The organism is Acidicapsa borealis, assembly GCF_059115245.1.
In genome coordinates this window covers 4245475-4261462 of the sequence record NZ_JCACNY010000001.1, presented here as the reverse complement: position 1 = coordinate 4261462, position 15988 = coordinate 4245475, and the positions used below count along the sequence as shown (strand labels likewise).

The following is a 15988-nucleotide window of genomic DNA, read 5'->3' as shown; positions in this document are numbered from 1 at the left end:
TTGACGGGTGGATTTGTTTCGCTTGTCTTAAGACGATGATCCTCTTTGATGACAACCAATTGGAGGCGGTTCAGGGGTTTCCTGGGCTTAAGGCTGCGGGGGATTCCCGGGCTGTGCTTCCTACTCGACCGACGCTGATGCGCTATTTGCGCGAGGCACAGGGGGCTGTGCGATTGAAGGGTGAGGTTTCCGTGTTGCTTACGACTGACGCTGGGATTCGCGGGTTGAACCGGCGGTTTCGCGGGAAGAACAAGGCTACGGATGTACTTTCGTTTCCGGCAGATGCCGAGTTTGCCAAGGTGACTGGCGTGGCCGGGGATCTGGCTATTTCGGTGGAGACGGCGGCCCGGCAGGCGGCGGAGCAGGGGCATCGGCTTTCTGTGGAGTTGCGGGTGTTGATGCTGCATGGGATGCTGCATTTGTCAGGGATGGATCATGAGGCCGATGCGGGGCAGATGGCGCGGCGGGAGAGCCGGTTGCGGGCTCAGTTGAAGCTGCCGCTGGGATTGATTGAGCGGGTTGAGGGCGGGCGTACCGCAGGGGCTAAAGCCCCACGTCTTCGTTCCGGCTTAATGCCGGGACTGAAGCCCCGGCCTACCTTAGAGACAAAAACTGGTAGGCGTGGCGGGAAGGTGGCGCGATGAATGTTTATTCGTTGTGCCTGATTGCTGTGCTGACTGTGCTGGTGACGCTGGCGGCTTATATGGCGCGGGTGTATTCGGAGTTTGGGAAGATCCTTTCGCGCGAGGTGCAGGACAATCTGGATGCGTGGGAGCAGCATGTAGAGCCGCGGCTTTGGATGAGCCGGGAGCGGGCTTCGCTGGCCGCTGCGGTGCTGATGCATTTGGGTGTGGGGCTGCTGGCGCTGGGGGTTGGAGAGCTGCTGTACGACCGGGGTGCGGTTTTCGCCGGGCAGCTTGGGCGTCCGACTCTGGATGAGGTGGCGCAGGCGGTTCTGGCGGTGATCCTGGTGGCGGTGTTCTGCACGCAGGTGATTCCGTTTTTGCTGTTTCAGCGGACGCGCGGGCTGTGGGTGGTGCGGCTGATCTGGCTGGTGCGGGCGATGCTGTTCCTGGTGTTTCCGGTGACGCTGCTGGTGAGTTTTCTGCTTTCGGTTGCGAATCTGGCTGAGGAGCCAGTTACCGCCGAGGAGGAAGCTGCCGGGGATGTTGAGGCGCTGCTGGAGGCAGGTGAAGAAGAGGGGATTCTGGAGGAGAGCGACCGGGAATTGGTGCGGTCGGCGGTGGAATTTGGCGACAAGCTGGTCAAGGATGTGATGACGCCGCGGCCGCAGATATTCGCGGTGCCGGAGTCGATGTCGCTGGAGAAGTTTCTAGAAGCGTTGCGGGAGAACAACTTCTCGCGCGTGCCGGTGTATTCGGGGACGCTGGATAACATCACCGGGATCGCGTTTACGCATGATTTGCTGCAGATTTGGGACGTTGAGGCGCGGACTCGGACGGTGGGCAGTATTCAGCGGCCGGCGGCTGAGGTGCCGGATACGAAGAAGGGTCCGGAGCTACTGCGGGAAATGCAACGCGAGAAGCAGCATATGCGGATCGTGATTGATGAGTACGGGCAGGTGGCGGGGCTGGTGACGATTGAGGATCTGCTGGAGCAGATTGTGGGCAACATTGGCGACGAGCATGAGGATGAGGATGATGCTCGCGTAGAGGATGCCCGGGCTGAGGGCGATGGGGTCTGGCTGGTGCCGGGCGGGTTTCCGGTTGACCGGATTGAGGAGTTTGCTGGGCCGGACTGGGCGCCTGAGGATGAGGAATTTGAGGCGCAGACGGTTGGCGGGCTGGTGAGTGAGGCCGAGGGGCGGATTCCTCATGCAGGCGAGGTGGTTGAGGTGGGGTCGCTGCGGATTGAGGTGGTGGCTTCTACGGACCGGCGGGTGGATCTGGTGCGGATTCGGGTTGCGGATGCGGCGGGAGCGTTGTCAGACGCTGAAGAGAATGGGTCGCGTCTCCCGAACGAGGCTTCAGTTGAGTAGGTTGTAAAGGACTATAAAGGGCTGTAGATATCTGTATCCCACCCTAGCCACAAAAACAGAAACGTGGCGAGGGTGGGGCACCCGGATCTGTTGTTTTGTAAGAGAAGTGGAGTTCATCTTTGAAGTCTGGATTTGTATCGATTTTGGGCCGGCCGAATGCTGGTAAGAGCACGCTGCTGAATGCGCTGGTGGGCGAGAAGGTGGCGATTGTCACCAGCAAGCCGCAGACGACGCGGAACCGGATTACGGGTGTGCTCGAGGTTCCGGCGAAGGCGAAGAAGGCTGGATATGACGGCGCGGCGCAGATTGTGTTTGTGGATACGCCTGGGGTGCATAAGCCGGGGACACAGCTTGACCGGCGGATGATGCAGGAGGTCTACGACGCGCTTGAAACTCGCGATGTTGTCGTGCTGCTGGTGGATGCTTCGCGGGCTGCCGGGCTGGTGACAGAGTCTGAGGGTGCGGCTCCTGTTCAGTTTGGGGATGGGATTGAGGGGGAGAAGCCTGCTGAGGGTTCTGCGCCGGTCGATGGAGAGGGTGCGGGCTCGCAGGGGAATGTTCCCAAGGCTGCGGTTCGGGATGATTGGCGGAGTGAAGATGCTTTTGTTCTTGGGCTGGTCAAGAAGCTGGATTGCCCTGTGTTCCTGGTGATCAACAAGATTGATCTGATCCGGCGGGAGCAGCTTTTGCCGCTGATCGATTCGTTGATGAAGCAGTACAAATTTGCCGAGGTGATTCCGGTTTCGGCGAAGAAGCGGGATGGGCTGGAGACGCTGGTTGAGAAGCTGGTGCAGTATCTGCCCACTGGAGAGCGGTATTTTCCGCCGGAGCAGTTTACGGATCAGCCGGAGCGATTCTTGGTGGCGGAGCTGATTCGCGAGCGGATCTTGATGGAGACGGGCGAGGAAGTTCCGTATGCCTCGGCTGTGGTGATTGAGAAGTTTGAGGAGCCACCTCCGAGTACGGGTAAGACGAAGAAGCCGCGGCCGATCAAGGGTGGCGGATTTGCTGAGGTGAAGCTGCCGGTGACGAGCATTGCTGCTGCGATTTACTGCGAGCGGGATGGGCAGAAGGCGATCTTGATTGGCAAGCAGGGCGCGAAACTGAAGGCGATCGGGACCGGCGCGCGCAAGGAGATTGAGTCGCTGCTGGGGACTCGGGTGTACCTGGAACTGCGGGTGATTGTAGAACCGGGATGGCGGGAGTCGCGCGGGTTTATTGACACGCTGGACTGGCGGCGGCAGCTTGAGGATATGGCGGCGCGGCAGGCGGATGAGGTTGAGGGGAATCTGGGGGAGTAGGAGCCCCCTCGACTCTGTTCTTGTTCACGGAGAAGGACTCATAGGGAAAGTCGTCAGTTCGTACGCCTCCACAAGTGAGACGAGAGCTTCAAGGCGATCGCTTTCTGGGGTGTTTTCCTCGGCTCCCCACAGGCGCTCGATCTCTTTGAGAGCTGCCTCGTGATCGGCATAGGTTGTGATTACCTTGAGTTGCATGTGGAGTGTCCCTAAAGAAGTGTAGAACCGTATTTGTTCGTCCCACCCCTCCGCGAACGGCGCCGAAGGGTGAGGCACTCGGTATTGGTAGACCTATTAGAAAAGTAGAAGCAACAGCAGATTCCCTTCGGGAATGACAAACCAAAAAGCAACTGCAAAAACGAAGTCAAGAGTGGCAGATTTACGCTTCGATGCGGCCTCGGCCTGAGCTTTTTACCGAATACATGCGTTTGTCGGCTGCGCCTAGGATGGCGTGGACGGTGCGGCCGTCGCCGGGGTAGGCGGCTATTCCGGCGCTGGCGCCCACTTTCAGGTCTTTGCCGTTGCTGAGGCGGAAGGTGGTGTTGGCGAGGTTGGTGTGGATGGATTTCGCCATGCGCAGGGCTTCTTCGCGGGTGGTTTCGGGCATCAGGATCACGAATTCATCGCCGCCATAGCGGAAGCAGAGGTCGGTCTTGCGGCAGAGTTCGCGGATGCGGCGGCCCACCTGGCCGAGCAGATCACTGCCGACGAGGTGTCCGTGGAGATCGTTGACGAGCTTGAAGCGGTCGAGGTCGAGGAAGACGAGGCTGAGGGATTTGCTGTCGCGGCGGGAGGATTCGCGTTCGCGATCAAGTTCGCTCTGCAGGACGGTGTAGAGATGGCGGGCGTTGTAGAGGCCGGTGACGTCGTCGGTGATGGTGAGCTGCTGGGCGCGGGCGACGTCGAGGGCGTTTTCGATGGCGATGGCGGCGTAGTCGACGAGGATGTGGAGGAAGGCGATGGTGTATTCGGAACCTTCTGCGATGTTGGGGTTGAAGATTTCGACGACGCCGTGGGTGCCTTTGCGGCCGCGGATGGGAAGGCCGACGGCGGAGCGGATCGTGAAGCCGTTTCCATTGGTGCCGCTGCTTCCGGTGTTGGTCAGGCGCGGGTCGGTTGAGGCTTCGGGGATGATGAGGGTTTCGCCGTGAAGGGCGACCCAGCCGGCCAGTCCCTCGCCCATTTTGATACGGAGGCCCGCGAGACGGGAGCTTTCTGTACCGTCTGGAGAGACGTAATAGAGCTCCTGGCGGGCGGGGTCAACCATGAGGAGGGCCCAGAGCTGGGCGTCGATGAAGCGGTCCATGTACTGGAGGATGATGCGGAGGATGGCATTGAGGTCGAGCGTAGAGGTGAGCGAACGCGCCAGTTCATGGAAGACCAACAGGTCATCCAGCGGGCCTCGGCTTACGGGCGACTTCGGCATCGGCGGCAGCCAATCGTACACAGTTAAGTAACAGAACGGTATAAAGATAAGAGCCGCGGGGGTCGGCTGAAGATTGCGTGTTACGCCATCATATCTGAGTGGAGCTGCCTTCTAGAAAGGCGGAATTCTAGCCGCCTATGTGCACCATGGAGCGGGATGGTTTCAGGAATCCCGGTTCGCCGATGTGGTGCCGTGCTTCCTTTCTAAGAACTGTACGTAGGATGAACTCCTGCAGATTTTCGTCTGAGGCATCTTCTTGCATTTTTTTATAGAGATCGTGTTCGTTATGGGAGAAGAGGCAGGTACGGATTTTGCCGTCTGAGGTGAGGCGGATGCGGCTGCAGGCTCCGCAGAAGGCCTGGGTTACGGGGGCGATGATGCCGATTTCTCCGGTGCCGTCGGCAAAGCCATAGCGGCGGGCGGTTTCGCTGGCTGCGTTTGGGGTGAGCTGGTGGATTGGGTGGACTTTGTTGAGGCGCTCCACGATTTCGCGGAGCGGAACTACCATCTCGGGGGACCAGAGGCGGTCCTCCTCGAGGGGCATGAATTCGATGAAGCGGACGATGACGTTTTCGCGGCGGGCGAATTCGCCGAAGGCCTCGACCTGGTCGTCGTTGAAACCGCGGAGGAGGACGCAGTTGACCTTGACGCGTTCGAAGCCGGCCTGCTGGGCGGCGCGGATGCCCTGGACGACTGCCTGGAAGCTGTTGGGGACGCGGGTAATGCGTTCGAAGGTAGGGGCATCGACTGCGTCCATGCTGACGGTGACTCGGCTCAGTCCGGCTCTCTTGAGCGGAGCGGCCAGGTCTTCGAGCAGGTGGCCGTTGGTGGTGATGGCGATGTCGAGCTTGTCACCGGTGAGGGTGCGCCAGGTTGCCAGTTCCTGGACCATTTCGGTCAGGTCGCGGCGAAGGAGCGGTTCGCCTCCGGTGAGGCGGACTTTTTCTATGCCGAGGGCGACGAAGTTGCGGATAATGCGGAGGTAGTCCGCAGTAGAGAGTTCGGCGTACTGGGCGCCGACCTGGCCGGTGCGGCAATAGACGCACTTGTAGTTACAGCGATCGGTGATGGAGACGCGGAGGTCGGTGATGAGGCGGCCGTGGCTGTCCAAGAGCTGATCCGGCAGTTGGCGACCCAGAGCGGCTTGGTTTGCGACGATCTCCGGGAGAGTGGCCATGGCTAAGGCTATCGCATATGCGGGGGATCGCGCTATGACGGGATACTGTGGGGTTTGCTGGGAAGCACAGGCGACTGCGGGTTTAGCAGCAGATTCCCTGCGGGAATGACAACAAAAGAAGCAACGGCAACTAGAGGTCTCTTTAGAACACAAAGATAAACGCGGCTTGAGGAATCAAGCCGCGCTCACGATGTCTGTTGGTTTCCAGGCGACTAGTCGAGGGGGACGGAGCCGCTGCGCATGATGGTGCCTGCGGTACCGCAGGTGAGGACGATGGTCACAGCGATGGCCATATAGTAGGCCATGGGGTGCGCCCAGCCCGGCGAGTACGTGAGATCCTGGCCGACCCAGAGGGAGAGCAGGATGCTGACGACGGTGAACTGGCCGGCGATGACCTGGAGGGTCAGGCCCCATTCGCGGCGCTTGTCGAGAGCCTCTACCTGGTCGGGAGTGAGGTTGCGTTCGGCGACGGGGAGGAGCGTATTGGCCATGGCTGTGTTCTCCGGGGTGGTTCGGGTTTCTACTGCGTCTTCTGGATTGTAAATCGGGGGCGGGGAGGTTGGGCAAGTGGGAATGAGACGCGAGGTGGAAATTGTGCTTTTGGGAAGACGTTGATAGTTGGGTTTGTTTACAGGAACTGTTTTATTTCACGGGTTTGGCGTCCCAGATCATCTTCGAAAATTCGATAACGATTGTCGCTCCGGAAGCGAACAGGAAAGAGTGCCTCATCTGGTCATCTTCTCCGGGCGTAACTTCATCAGCCAACAGGCTATCAACGATTTTTCCCTGGCTACGTGAAAACCATCTTTCGTTGGGGACATTAATGTTCAAAGAGGAAAGCTGGCGATATCGCAAGGTATGAATAAAATTGCCCGAAAAGCTTTCGAAAACTGCTTTCACCGAGGTCTCTCGTATCTTTTTGCTTCCCGACTTGTGAGGTGTATCGCCGAAAGAGAACTCCAGAAGATCGCTATCGAAAAGAGGGAGCTTACGATCGGAGAGCCGGGAGTACGTCTGCTTGCTGAATCGTGCTCTTAACGGAATTAGCTGTTCAAAATACTCAGCAAGCAGACGTTTGCTGGTATCCGATGCGCGTTCAATCCCTTCGCGGTCGATCTCTTCCTGATTCATCAAATTCTGAAGTTCAGGATCATAAAACCGAAGCGGTGATGGCTTAGCGGCTGGATTTGGTTGAGACATAGATAGAGTTTTATTCATGTCGCTCAATCGTGCGGGTCGAGTCACAGAGTCCTGCGTGTTCCAAAATGTGTGATGGCGTGTGGGATCATAGCTGGCTAGAGGAAGGCCAGGGTTTGGAGTTGGGTGATTTCGAAGCGTTTGCGGCAGCGGATGTTGCCGCAGGCTACCATGTCATCGCGGCGGACCATGTAGGGTTGGGCATTGGCGAAGCGGGCCCGGTCGCGGTCGTCGGCGTTGCGAGGGAGCTGGGCGCGCTTGCGGCGGACTACCCATTGAATCTGATGATCGGAGGGCTGGCCGCAGTGAGGGCAGACGAGCGTGTGGGTGCGCGTTTCGTTGGTTTCTGTGAAAAAATCGCGTTCTTCCATAAGTGAGTTAACTCCCGCTTTCTTCCCAGACGAAAGTATTCCATACTCGGAGGTGCGATGACGAAACGAAAAGTGGAGAAGTTCTCTGTAACGAAAGCGGTGAAGTCGAATGCTCGGGACCAGGTGGGGCAGCCTAAGCCTGGGCGCGTGTTGGAAGAGAAGCCTAAGCCGGACGAGCGGGGCGAGAAACACAAGCCCAGCTTGGAAACCCTAATTGAACGCGGCAATGAGACAGGAGAGTAGTGATGGCGAAGGTAGTTGGAATCGGCGGAGTGTTTCTCAAGGCGAAGGATCCAAAGGCTTTGCTGAAGTGGTACGGAGAGAATCTTGGCATACCGGTGAGTGACTACGGGTTCGCCAGCTTCGAGGGGCCGGAAGCTGCGGGGACGACGGCGTTTTCCTTTTTTCCGGAGGCGAAGGCCGAGGGGGGAGAGCAGGCGGTGGTGAATTTCCGGGTGGATTCGCTGGCTGCGGTGATCGAAAAGCTCGAGGCGGCCGGGGTGAAGGTGGATCCGAAGCGCGATGAGTACGATTTTGGGCTCTTCGGCTGGTTCTGGGATCCGGAGGGGAACAAGGTCGAGCTTTGGGAGCCGCTGGGGGACTGAGTTTGCCTTGCCTAGAGAGTTTCCAGCCAGTCTGCCAGTGCAATGTGCTCGCGCTCGCGGGCGAAGGTGGCTGCGGTCTGGCCGAAGTCGTTGGTGAGCTTGGGGTCGGCGCTGTGGGCGAGAAGCAATTCGACCAAGTCCAGGCGGTTGGCTGCCGCGGCTGAAAAAAGCGCGGTGTAGCCGGCTGTCTGGCGGGCGTTGGGGTCAGCTCCGGCTTCCAGCAGCAGCTTGATGGTTTCAGGGTTGCGGCTGAGCGCGATGGCGGCGTGGAGCGGCTGGTTGGTCTGCGGGTTCTTGCTCACGGCGTCTACTTTTGCGCCGCGGTCGAGCAGGAGCCTGACAGCTTCCGGGGTGCCGAAGGCTGCGGCCAGGTGCAGGGCGGTCCAGCCGTCGGGGGAGTAATTCTGGATCCGGTTGTCGGAGGCGAGCTGAATCAGCTGGCTGGGCTCAGGTTCGAGAGCGGCTTCAATTTCTGCGGTGTCGCCTACGGCTGCTGCTTCGAAGAGGTCGAGCGGGACGCCCTGGTTCGAGATCTGGACGAGCAGGAAGTTGCGGATGGTGGTCTGGCCGCTATAGATAGCCCACATCAGCGCGGAGACGCCCTGTGCATCGCGGAAGGTGACGAGTGACGGGTCGGCTTCGACGGCTTCGGCTACCTCGGGGGCCTGACCGCGCTGGATGTGCTTGAGGAATTGCTGGCTCATGACTCCATTATGGCTGGTTTGGGGTTGTTGATGGTGCGGGTTTCTCTTCTGGTTTTGGGGCGGGTTTCGCGTCAGTCGCCGGCGGCGTGACGGGTTCGGCGGGAATTACGATCGCGGGTTCGTCCGCGCCGGGATCCTGGAGCTGGGGTTGGGACGAATCGGGCTGCTTCGGAGCTTCTGTTGCAGGGGGCGCGTCCGCTGCCGGCTGAGGTTGTGGCGCACGAACCGTGAAGGGGCCTGGTCTGACGGGTTCGGCGGGTTTGGGTTCCGCGTCCGGCGCTGCTGCTGCGGCGACGGATGTTCGCTTGGAATAGATGCGGAACATGACGCCAAGGTCGAGGGTTTCGCCTACAGGCTTTCCGGCTTTGATGGCGGGCTGGAAGGTGGCTTTGCGGATGGCTTCGACGGCCTTTTCGTCGAGACCGAAGCCGATCGGGTGCAGGACGGCGATTTCCGCTGGGCGGCCGTCGGGTCCGATGACGGTGCGGTAGAGGGCGCGTCCGGCGATGCCGCTGGCCTGGGCGAATTCGTTGGAGTCGGGCGCTATGGAGCTGGTGAGTTTAGCCTGCTGGTCGACGGCGTTGGCGCGGTAGACGTTGGGGTCTTTGGAGTGGTACGCAACGTGGGTGGCCTGGGCCTCGTAGTAGAGCTGCCAGAAGTCTGGCATCTGGGCTTTGAGCTTGTCGTCAATGCCAAAGGAGAAGATTTTGGTGATGGCGGTGCGCAGGAGCGCCGCAGAGGTTGCCGGAGAAATCGTAACGGTCACGGTCGTTTCGCCGGTGACGGGATCACTCACCGCGCTGGCCGTTGTCTTAGGTTCATTGCCTGTTGAGGTGGTTGCTGCCTGGGTGGCCGGATCGGTTTCAGAGGACGCGACGACGGGCTGGGGTTGATCGGTACCTGCGGCCGCGCCCATGGCCGGTTTGACCTTCTCCTTCGGGGATTTTTCTCTTTCTTTCTTGACCTTGGAAACCAGTTCGCGCTGGATGGTCACGCGGAAAGTTTTCTTCTTGGGGGTGATCCTGACTCGTTCCACGTCTTTGCCGGGATCGTCATAGGGGTTATCGCCAAGGAAGTGGATCGCGTAGCGGACACCTTCGAGTTCGAGATGGTGCTTGGTCAGGCTTACCTTATCGATCTGCACAGCGGATAGGGTGTAGGAGCCGCGGACCGGGTTGCCGGTGGGGTCGCCGTGGATGTCGAAGCTGAGAGATTCGCCGAGGTAGCCGCCGCGTAGGAACAGCTGCTTGCCGACCAGGAGGGACTTAACCTCTTCTTCGGTGATTTCGCCGCCCTTGGTGTTGGCGGGCGGTTCAGCGGGCGGCTGGGCCTGGGGCGCTGCCGGAGTCGGCGCAGGTTGAGGCGGTGTGGCGGGTGCCGGGGCCGACGGGGTTTGCGCGCTCAGGATGGCGGGGCCGATGACGAGTTGGGTGATGAGGAGGGCGGAGAAGCTGCGGGTGAGCAGAGCTGTCCGCCTTGCGGAGACAGTCTTGGTAACACTTGCGAAGGGGGAGGACGAACGTGTCTTGATCATGTGCCTTGCCCGCACTGTAGCAGGAATTCGGCAATTTATTGACAACGTTCTGCAAACTTTGTCATTCACGACGGATTCGTCTAGGGATTTGGGCGGCGGAGTTGCCAGAGGATGCGGCGGAACAGCCCCATCATGCGGCGCAGGTCGGCATCGTTGGGCATGAGGCGGCGGAGGAGGATGCGCAGGGCTTCGCCGTTGGCTGAGCGCATGCCGCGGGTGGCGTAATTGACGGACTCCATGGTTTCTTCGATGAGGCCGGCCAGGCGGTCCAGCTGCTCGGAATTTGCATTGCTGGTGAGTTGAGGTGGGGCGCTGGCGGCTGGGGCTTCCTGCGTGGTCGAGACTGTTCTGGAGATTTCGTAGAGGCAGACGGCGACCGCCTGACCTAGATTCATCGAGGGCTGGGCATCGGCGGTGTCGATGACGGTGATGGCGTGGCACCAGGAGAGTTCGTCGGCGGTTAGGCCGTGCTTTTCTGAGCCGAAGAGCAGGGCTACGCGGCTCTTGGAGTCTCCGCTGGAGGCTGCTTCCCGCATCTGGACTGCTGCAGCGGGCAGGTCGAGGATGGCTTGTTCGGGCTTGCGGCGGTCGAGTGAGCCGGTGCCAATCACCAGTGTCGCGTGGGCTACGGCTTCGGCGAGGGTTTCGTAGACGATGGCATCACGGAGCAGGTCGGGCGCGCCGACGGCGGATTTGGCCTCCATCCAGTTATGGGCAAAGGGGGCGACGATCAACAGGCGGCGGAAGCCGAAGTTGGCCATGGCGCGGGCGGCTGCGCCGATGTTGAGCGGGTTGCGTGGGGTGACGAGGACTACGTCGATGCGGTCGAGTTGGGCGGGGGTGAGCAAGACTCGATTTTAAGCGGTGTGGGTGGCTGCTTTCTTCTGGCGGGCTAGCTCGGTTTCGAAGGCTTGCTGGCGGTCGGCGATGTAGGCTCTGTAGCCTTCGGGGTCAATGAAGGGGTTGGTGGTGGAGTTGGTGAGTTTGGCGGATTTTTCGAGCATGTCGTAGTAGCCGCCGTGGGCGCCGAGAAAGACGTCGCAGGGGAGCGACTTCAGCGTTTGGAACTGGCGGGTGAAGTCGGCGGCCATATTCGGGTATTTGGGGTCGTTGATGAGGTTGTAGCTGGAGAGGACATTCGGGCTGCCCACGATTACCGCGTTGTACGACCTGCCTTTGTCGGTGACCTGCATGGTCCAGGTGGTGCAGCCTTTGGTGTGGCCGGCGGTTTTGTGGGCGGTCAGGACTGCGTTGCCGAGCTTGACCTGCTGGCCGTTGCGGAGGGTTGAGGCGACTTTGGCGGTGGGGAACCACATGCTTTTGTCGTTGGCGTAGCGGAAGTTGGTGCGGCCGCCGGCTTCAACTTCGGGAACGTCGGCGTCCATGACCATGTATTTGGCTCCGGTTTCGCGGACAATCTGGGCGCTGCCGGCGCAGTGGTCGTAGTGGGCATGGCTGATGAGGAGGATTTTTACGTCCTTATAGTGATAGCCCAGCTTTTCGATGACGGCGCGGATCTGTGGCGGGGAGGTTTCGAGGTTGCTGTTGATGAGGATGAGGCCTTCGGAGGTGGTGACGAGGAAGGAGGCGAGGTCGCGGCTGCCTACGTAATAGAGGTTGTCGGCGATGCGGTGGGGCGTGGCTGGCGTGGTCCAGTCTGGGTCGAGGCCCGATGTTGGGGCAGCGCGGAGAATTGGCTTGGCTAGGTTGGCCAGAGTGGCTGCCGACAAAGATTGAAGAATGGAACGACGAGTAATGCTACGGCGGGAAAGAATTGCGGGCATAGATGACTCCGGGATCAGTATAGGGATGGGTAGAGTTGGGATTTTCCACGGATGCGGCTGGGTTTGAGAGAATGTGCCTTCAGGGTTACGAGGGTTCTGTGTATGGCTGAGGTGGTTTGGACGGAAGGGCTCTTGCGGCAGGCTGAGGAGCTTTGTGCGGCGGCGAAGCGATGTTCGGCGCGTGGCTGGGTGCCGGCTACGGCGGGGAACTTCAGTTTTCGCGATGCCGAGACGGGGCGGATCTTTATTACTGCCAGCGGACTGGACAAAGGGGCGATTACTCCTGCCGACCTGCTGGAGATTGATCTGCAGTGCAATGTTCTCGCTGGCGCGGGGAAGCCTTCGGCGGAGACTCTGCTGCATGGGGTGGTTTACCGGGATTTTGCGGAGGCAGGGGCGATCTTTCATGTGCACACTGTCTGGAACACGCTGCATTCGGACCGGTTTGCTGGAGGGGCAGTCGAGCTTGAGGGTTATGAATTGCTGAAGGCGCTGTCAGGGGTGGGGACGCATGAGCACCGGGAACTGGTGCCGGTGCTGGAGAATTCGCAGGAATATGTAGGACTGGCGGCGGCGCTCGAAGCTACCTTACAGGAGTTTCCGCAGTCGCATGGATTTTTGTTGCGGCGGCATGGGCTCTATACATGGGGCGAGTCGGTGGCCGGGGCCTGGCGGCATCTGGAGGCGCTGGAGTTTTTGTTTGAGGTTGAAGCGCGGCGGCTTTTGGGCGCATCTTGAGTGGAGAGGGTTCTATATGGCTGTGGTGACGGTTCCTGCGGAAGGTCGCACGATTCACGATGAGCTTGGCATCCAGGCCGAGCTGGCGCCCTTGGGTGTGGATTACGAGAAGTGGGATCTTTCGCGGGTGGCGGAGGATGCTTCGGCAGAGGCGGTGCTGGAGGCCTACGCCGCCGAGATCGAGGAGATGAAGCGGCTGGGCGGGTATCAGACAGCGGACGTCATTGATGTGAATCCGGAGACGCCGGGGCTGGATGTGATGCTGGCCAAGTTCGATCGAGAGCATACGCATTCCGAAGATGAGGTGCGGTTCATTCTGGCGGGGCGCGGGATTTTTTATCTCCATAAGGATGACAAAGTCGTCTCGGTTGAGGTGGGGCCGGGGGATATGATTCGGGTGCCGCGGGGGACGGAGCACTGGTTTACGCTGTGCGCGGATAAGCGGATCCGGGCGATCCGGTGGTTTCAGGATACGACTGGGTGGACGCCGCACTATACGGCTTCGGGTGTCGACGCGGGGTATCAGCCGCTTTGCTTTGGGCCAGCCTATCTGGGCGCTCGCGCTGAGACTTCGATCCAGATATGACGACGGCCCGGCTTTATTTGCTGGATGTTGAGGGGACGACTTCGCCGGTTTCGCTGGTGTATGAGCAGCTTTTTCCGTATGCGCGGCGGCGGATGGGGGCTTTTCTGCGGGAGCAGGTGCGGGAGCCTTGGATCGACGATTCCATCGCTTCGGATTTGGATTTGCTGGCCGTTGAGCGGGCTGGCGAGCCTACGGGCGCGGATGCTCCGGTGCTGATTGGGCCGGCGGATGGCGGGAGTTGGGAAGCTCATGTGGGCGAGGCCGAGGCTTATCTGCTTTGGCTGATGGATCGCGACCGGAAGTCTACGGCGCTGAAGGCGATCCAGGGGCGGGTCTGGCGGGCAGGGTTTGAGGGCGGGGAGCTGGTGGGAGCAGTGTTTCCGGATGTCCCTCCAGCTTTGGCGCGATGGAGCCGGACTGCCAAGGTGGCGATTTACTCTTCGGGGTCGGTAGAGGCGCAGCAGCTTTTGTTCCGGTATTCGAGTGCTGGGGATCTGACCGGGTTGATCACTTGCTACTTCGACACTCGAGTGGGGCCGAAGACTTCGCCGGACAGCTTTCGGGCTATTGCGGAGCAAATGCAGGTGGCGCCGGGGGAGATCGTGTTTGTTTCGGATTTGCTGCGTGAGCTTGATCCGGCGCGGGAGGCTGGTTGCCAGACCTGTCTGAGCGTGCGTGAGGGCAATGCGCCGGCGGCGGATCCAAATGGACACGACGTTATTGGGTCGTTCGAGGAAATTGCTTGAGAATGCTCTGGTGCTGGCGATGTGAGGCTGAGATGCCGATGCTGGACGACGAGGAGTTTGCGTTCGTCATCGCTCAGAAGAGCAGGGTTGGCGCGCTAGAAGTCAGGCTTGCGCCGGTGCTGGATGCCTACGAGTCGATTACCGGATTCCGAGAGACGAACCCGAATGCGGTTTATCACCATCGGCTTTCCATGTATGGACCACCCTGCACAGCGTGCGGAAAGCCTCTTCGGACTCCTCTGGCGAAACTATGCGGAAGCTGCATGCATCAGAGGTAATAGGAACCCTCTCCATATGTGGTCCTGTTGCACGGCTTGGGGTAGCCTCATGGCATGATCTTCGATAATCCAGCGGTGGGCGTCCTGCATGATCTTCAGACGACGCCCTATTTCCGCTTTTCGCTGCTGGCGATCAGTTCCATCTTCTTTCTGGTCGATCCGTTTGCCGCGATTCCATCGTTTCTGGCGATTACCGCGGGAGCGGATCCGGCGCGGCGGTCGCGGATGGCGCGCAAGGGCGCCATTACCTGCTTTATTGTTCTGACTACCTTCGCCCTGGTGGGCAAATACATCTTTGTCATGTTTGGCATTACGCTGCCGGCCTTTGAAGTTGCCGGTGGATTGATCCTGCTTCTGATCGGTCTGGACATGCTGGAAGCCAAGAGATCGCCTACCCAGGAAGCGACGGGGGATACGGAAGAGGCCTCGCATAAGGAAGATGCCGGGATTGTGCCGCTGGGGATTCCCATGCTGGCCGGGCCCGGTGCGATCTCCAGTGTGATGGTGCTGGCCGGGCAGGTGACGAAGGCCTGGCAGCTGGTGGCTATCGTTGGATGCATCGGATTTACTGCATTTGTCAGCTATTGGGTGCTATCGGCAGCGGATCGCGTGCGGAAGATGATGGGCGAAACAGGGATTCGCATCCTTGTACGCATCATGGGGCTGATGCTGGTGGCGCTGGCTATGCAGTTTTTCGTCAATGGACTGACCGATTTGGGTGTTATCGCACCTCAGGTGACGGGTAAGTAGCTGTCAGGTGGCCGTGCCACGGCAAAAAACGAAGAAAAGTTACGATTGCGTGAAGGCCGCGTGGTTATTGGGGAAACGCGATTTGGGGTACGGCATTTCCACAACGAAGGGGGAGTTTTGGGGGCAAAAGCCCTTGCGCTGACAGGCAGGGGTTGCTATTCTCAGAAAGTTGCAACCGGGCGCTACGCAAGACAAAGCGAACGGGAGCAAGAAGTACAAAATTAGGAAACAGCTCGGCAAGGCTGGAAGAAATAGAAAGTTTGATTAAGGCCTTGCAAATCTGAGAATGAAGTGATAATCTCAGAAAGTTGTTTAAGTAGCAGTGGAGCTTCTGGAGCGGCCTGAGAGATCAGGTAGCCAAGCCCGAGAGGGACAAGAGAAGCCGGTTCGTAGAGACAGGTGAGGCGAGAGCCCCTGATCTCCTGTAGGGAATCCCGCAGAGAACAACCCCATTGCAAGACCCGAGGTTCACGACTTGTCGTGGGCATCGAGAGCCAAAATTGGCTCGGTACGGCGTTGAGCCGTTGCTGGTTGATCTTTCTAAGTTTGCGCATCAGCGATTTCACCGTGTCCGGCTTTATCGGTTCCCTTGAGTTCCTTTCTTCGAGTTGCAACCACTATCCATGGCGATGAGTGGCTCGATAAAAGAAAGAAAACAAAGAGGTTGACAGAAAGATAAAGAAACGGTAGACTGGGAAAGGCGCTAACGACGACGAAACGATGACACGAAAGTGACTCGGAGTAGAAATCGGCGCACAAGTTCGAGGACAACTTAAGACTCCGGTCTTAAGCCTC

19 protein-coding genes are annotated in these 15988 nt (G+C 59.5%); 9 read left to right on the top strand and 10 right to left on the bottom strand.

Annotated elements, in window-relative coordinates:
- The first annotated feature begins 35 nt into the window (after positions 1–35).
- From ybeY to AC5S27_RS17540, 3 genes are all read left to right on the top strand, one after another.
- Complete coding sequence (gene ybeY, locus AC5S27_RS17550) at positions 36–644, top strand: rRNA maturation RNase YbeY (RefSeq protein WP_493935861.1); 609 nt, start codon at positions 36–38, stop codon at positions 642–644.
- Positions 641–1999 (top strand): hemolysin family protein, encoded by a 1359-nt coding sequence (locus AC5S27_RS17545; RefSeq protein ID WP_493935860.1) that lies wholly within the window; start codon positions 641–643, stop codon positions 1997–1999. The genes ybeY and AC5S27_RS17545 overlap by 4 nt, the downstream gene beginning before the upstream one ends.
- 119 nt (positions 2000–2118) lie before the next feature.
- Positions 2119–3300 carry a GTPase Era gene (locus tag AC5S27_RS17540; RefSeq protein ID WP_493935859.1) on the top strand — a complete coding sequence of 394 codons (1182 nt, stop codon included), beginning with the start codon at positions 2119–2121 and terminating at the stop codon, positions 3298–3300.
- Between the two features lie 24 nt (positions 3301–3324).
- Here AC5S27_RS17540 and AC5S27_RS17535 read toward each other — a convergent pair whose 3' ends face one another.
- The 6 genes from AC5S27_RS17535 to AC5S27_RS17510 all read right to left on the bottom strand — a co-directional run bounded on the left by AC5S27_RS17535 (position 3325) and on the right by AC5S27_RS17510 (position 7468).
- Positions 3325–3495: a hypothetical protein gene (locus AC5S27_RS17535; protein ID WP_493935858.1), complete on the bottom strand. Its 171-nt coding sequence runs from the start codon at positions 3493–3495 to the stop codon at positions 3325–3327.
- A 181-nt stretch (positions 3496–3676) separates the two neighbouring features.
- Complete coding sequence (locus AC5S27_RS17530; protein WP_493935857.1) at positions 3677–4723, bottom strand: sensor domain-containing diguanylate cyclase; 1047 nt, start codon at positions 4721–4723, stop codon at positions 3677–3679.
- A 127-nt stretch (positions 4724–4850) separates the two neighbouring features.
- A complete protein-coding gene (gene moaA, locus AC5S27_RS17525; RefSeq protein WP_493935856.1) occupies positions 4851–5900 on the bottom strand; it encodes a GTP 3',8-cyclase MoaA in 1050 nt (349 codons plus the stop codon).
- A gap of 212 nt (positions 5901–6112) precedes the next feature.
- Positions 6113–6391 carry a hypothetical protein gene (locus AC5S27_RS17520; protein WP_493935855.1) on the bottom strand — a complete coding sequence of 93 codons (279 nt, stop codon included), beginning with the start codon at positions 6389–6391 and terminating at the stop codon, positions 6113–6115.
- 151 nt (positions 6392–6542) lie between these two features.
- The gene (locus tag AC5S27_RS17515) at positions 6543–7118 is read right to left on the bottom strand and encodes a hypothetical protein (RefSeq protein ID WP_493935854.1); all 576 of its coding nucleotides are present in this window, start codon (positions 7116–7118) and stop codon (positions 6543–6545) included.
- Between the two features lie 77 nt (positions 7119–7195).
- Positions 7196–7468 carry a hypothetical protein gene (locus AC5S27_RS17510; RefSeq protein WP_493935853.1) on the bottom strand — a complete coding sequence of 91 codons (273 nt, stop codon included), beginning with the start codon at positions 7466–7468 and terminating at the stop codon, positions 7196–7198.
- 57 nt (positions 7469–7525) lie between these two features.
- On the opposite strand from AC5S27_RS17510, the gene AC5S27_RS17505 reads away from it, so the two are divergent.
- Complete coding sequence (locus AC5S27_RS17505) at positions 7526–7711, top strand: hypothetical protein (RefSeq protein ID WP_493935852.1); 186 nt, start codon at positions 7526–7528, stop codon at positions 7709–7711.
- A 2-nt stretch (positions 7712–7713) separates the two neighbouring features.
- Complete coding sequence (locus AC5S27_RS17500; protein WP_493935851.1) at positions 7714–8073, top strand: VOC family protein; 360 nt, start codon at positions 7714–7716, stop codon at positions 8071–8073.
- 11 nt (positions 8074–8084) lie between these two features.
- On the opposite strand, the gene AC5S27_RS17495 is transcribed toward AC5S27_RS17500, so the two are convergent.
- The 4 genes from AC5S27_RS17495 to bla all read right to left on the bottom strand — a co-directional run bounded on the left by AC5S27_RS17495 (position 8085) and on the right by bla (position 12095).
- Positions 8085–8777 carry an ankyrin repeat domain-containing protein gene (locus AC5S27_RS17495; protein ID WP_493935850.1) on the bottom strand — a complete coding sequence of 231 codons (693 nt, stop codon included), beginning with the start codon at positions 8775–8777 and terminating at the stop codon, positions 8085–8087.
- 7 nt (positions 8778–8784) lie between these two features.
- Entirely contained in the window at positions 8785–10311 is a 1527-nt protein-coding gene (locus tag AC5S27_RS17490) for an energy transducer TonB (protein ID WP_493935849.1), read from the bottom strand.
- An 80-nt stretch (positions 10312–10391) separates the two neighbouring features.
- Positions 10392–11159 (bottom strand): RNA methyltransferase, encoded by a 768-nt coding sequence (locus AC5S27_RS17485; protein WP_493935848.1) that lies wholly within the window; start codon positions 11157–11159, stop codon positions 10392–10394.
- Between the two features lie 9 nt (positions 11160–11168).
- Positions 11169–12095 (bottom strand): subclass B3 metallo-beta-lactamase, encoded by a 927-nt coding sequence (bla, locus tag AC5S27_RS17480; protein ID WP_493935847.1) that lies wholly within the window; start codon positions 12093–12095, stop codon positions 11169–11171.
- 102 nt (positions 12096–12197) lie between these two features.
- Between bla and mtnB the strand changes: the two genes are divergently transcribed.
- The 4 genes from mtnB (at position 12198) to AC5S27_RS17460 (ending at position 15193) form a co-directional block, all read left to right on the top strand.
- On the top strand, positions 12198–12833 hold the full coding sequence (gene mtnB, locus AC5S27_RS17475) for a methylthioribulose 1-phosphate dehydratase (RefSeq protein ID WP_493935846.1): 636 nt from the start codon (positions 12198–12200) through the stop codon (positions 12831–12833).
- Between the two features lie 16 nt (positions 12834–12849).
- Entirely contained in the window at positions 12850–13419 is a 570-nt protein-coding gene (locus AC5S27_RS17470) for a 1,2-dihydroxy-3-keto-5-methylthiopentene dioxygenase (RefSeq protein WP_493935845.1), read from the top strand.
- Entirely contained in the window at positions 13416–14165 is a 750-nt protein-coding gene (gene mtnC, locus AC5S27_RS17465) for an acireductone synthase (protein ID WP_493935844.1), read from the top strand. The genes AC5S27_RS17470 and mtnC overlap by 4 nt, the downstream gene beginning before the upstream one ends.
- A 332-nt stretch (positions 14166–14497) precedes the next feature.
- Positions 14498–15193, top strand: a complete 696-nt coding sequence (locus tag AC5S27_RS17460) for a MarC family protein (protein ID WP_493935843.1) — start codon at positions 14498–14500, stop codon at positions 15191–15193.
- Positions 15194–15988 lie beyond the last annotated feature (795 nt).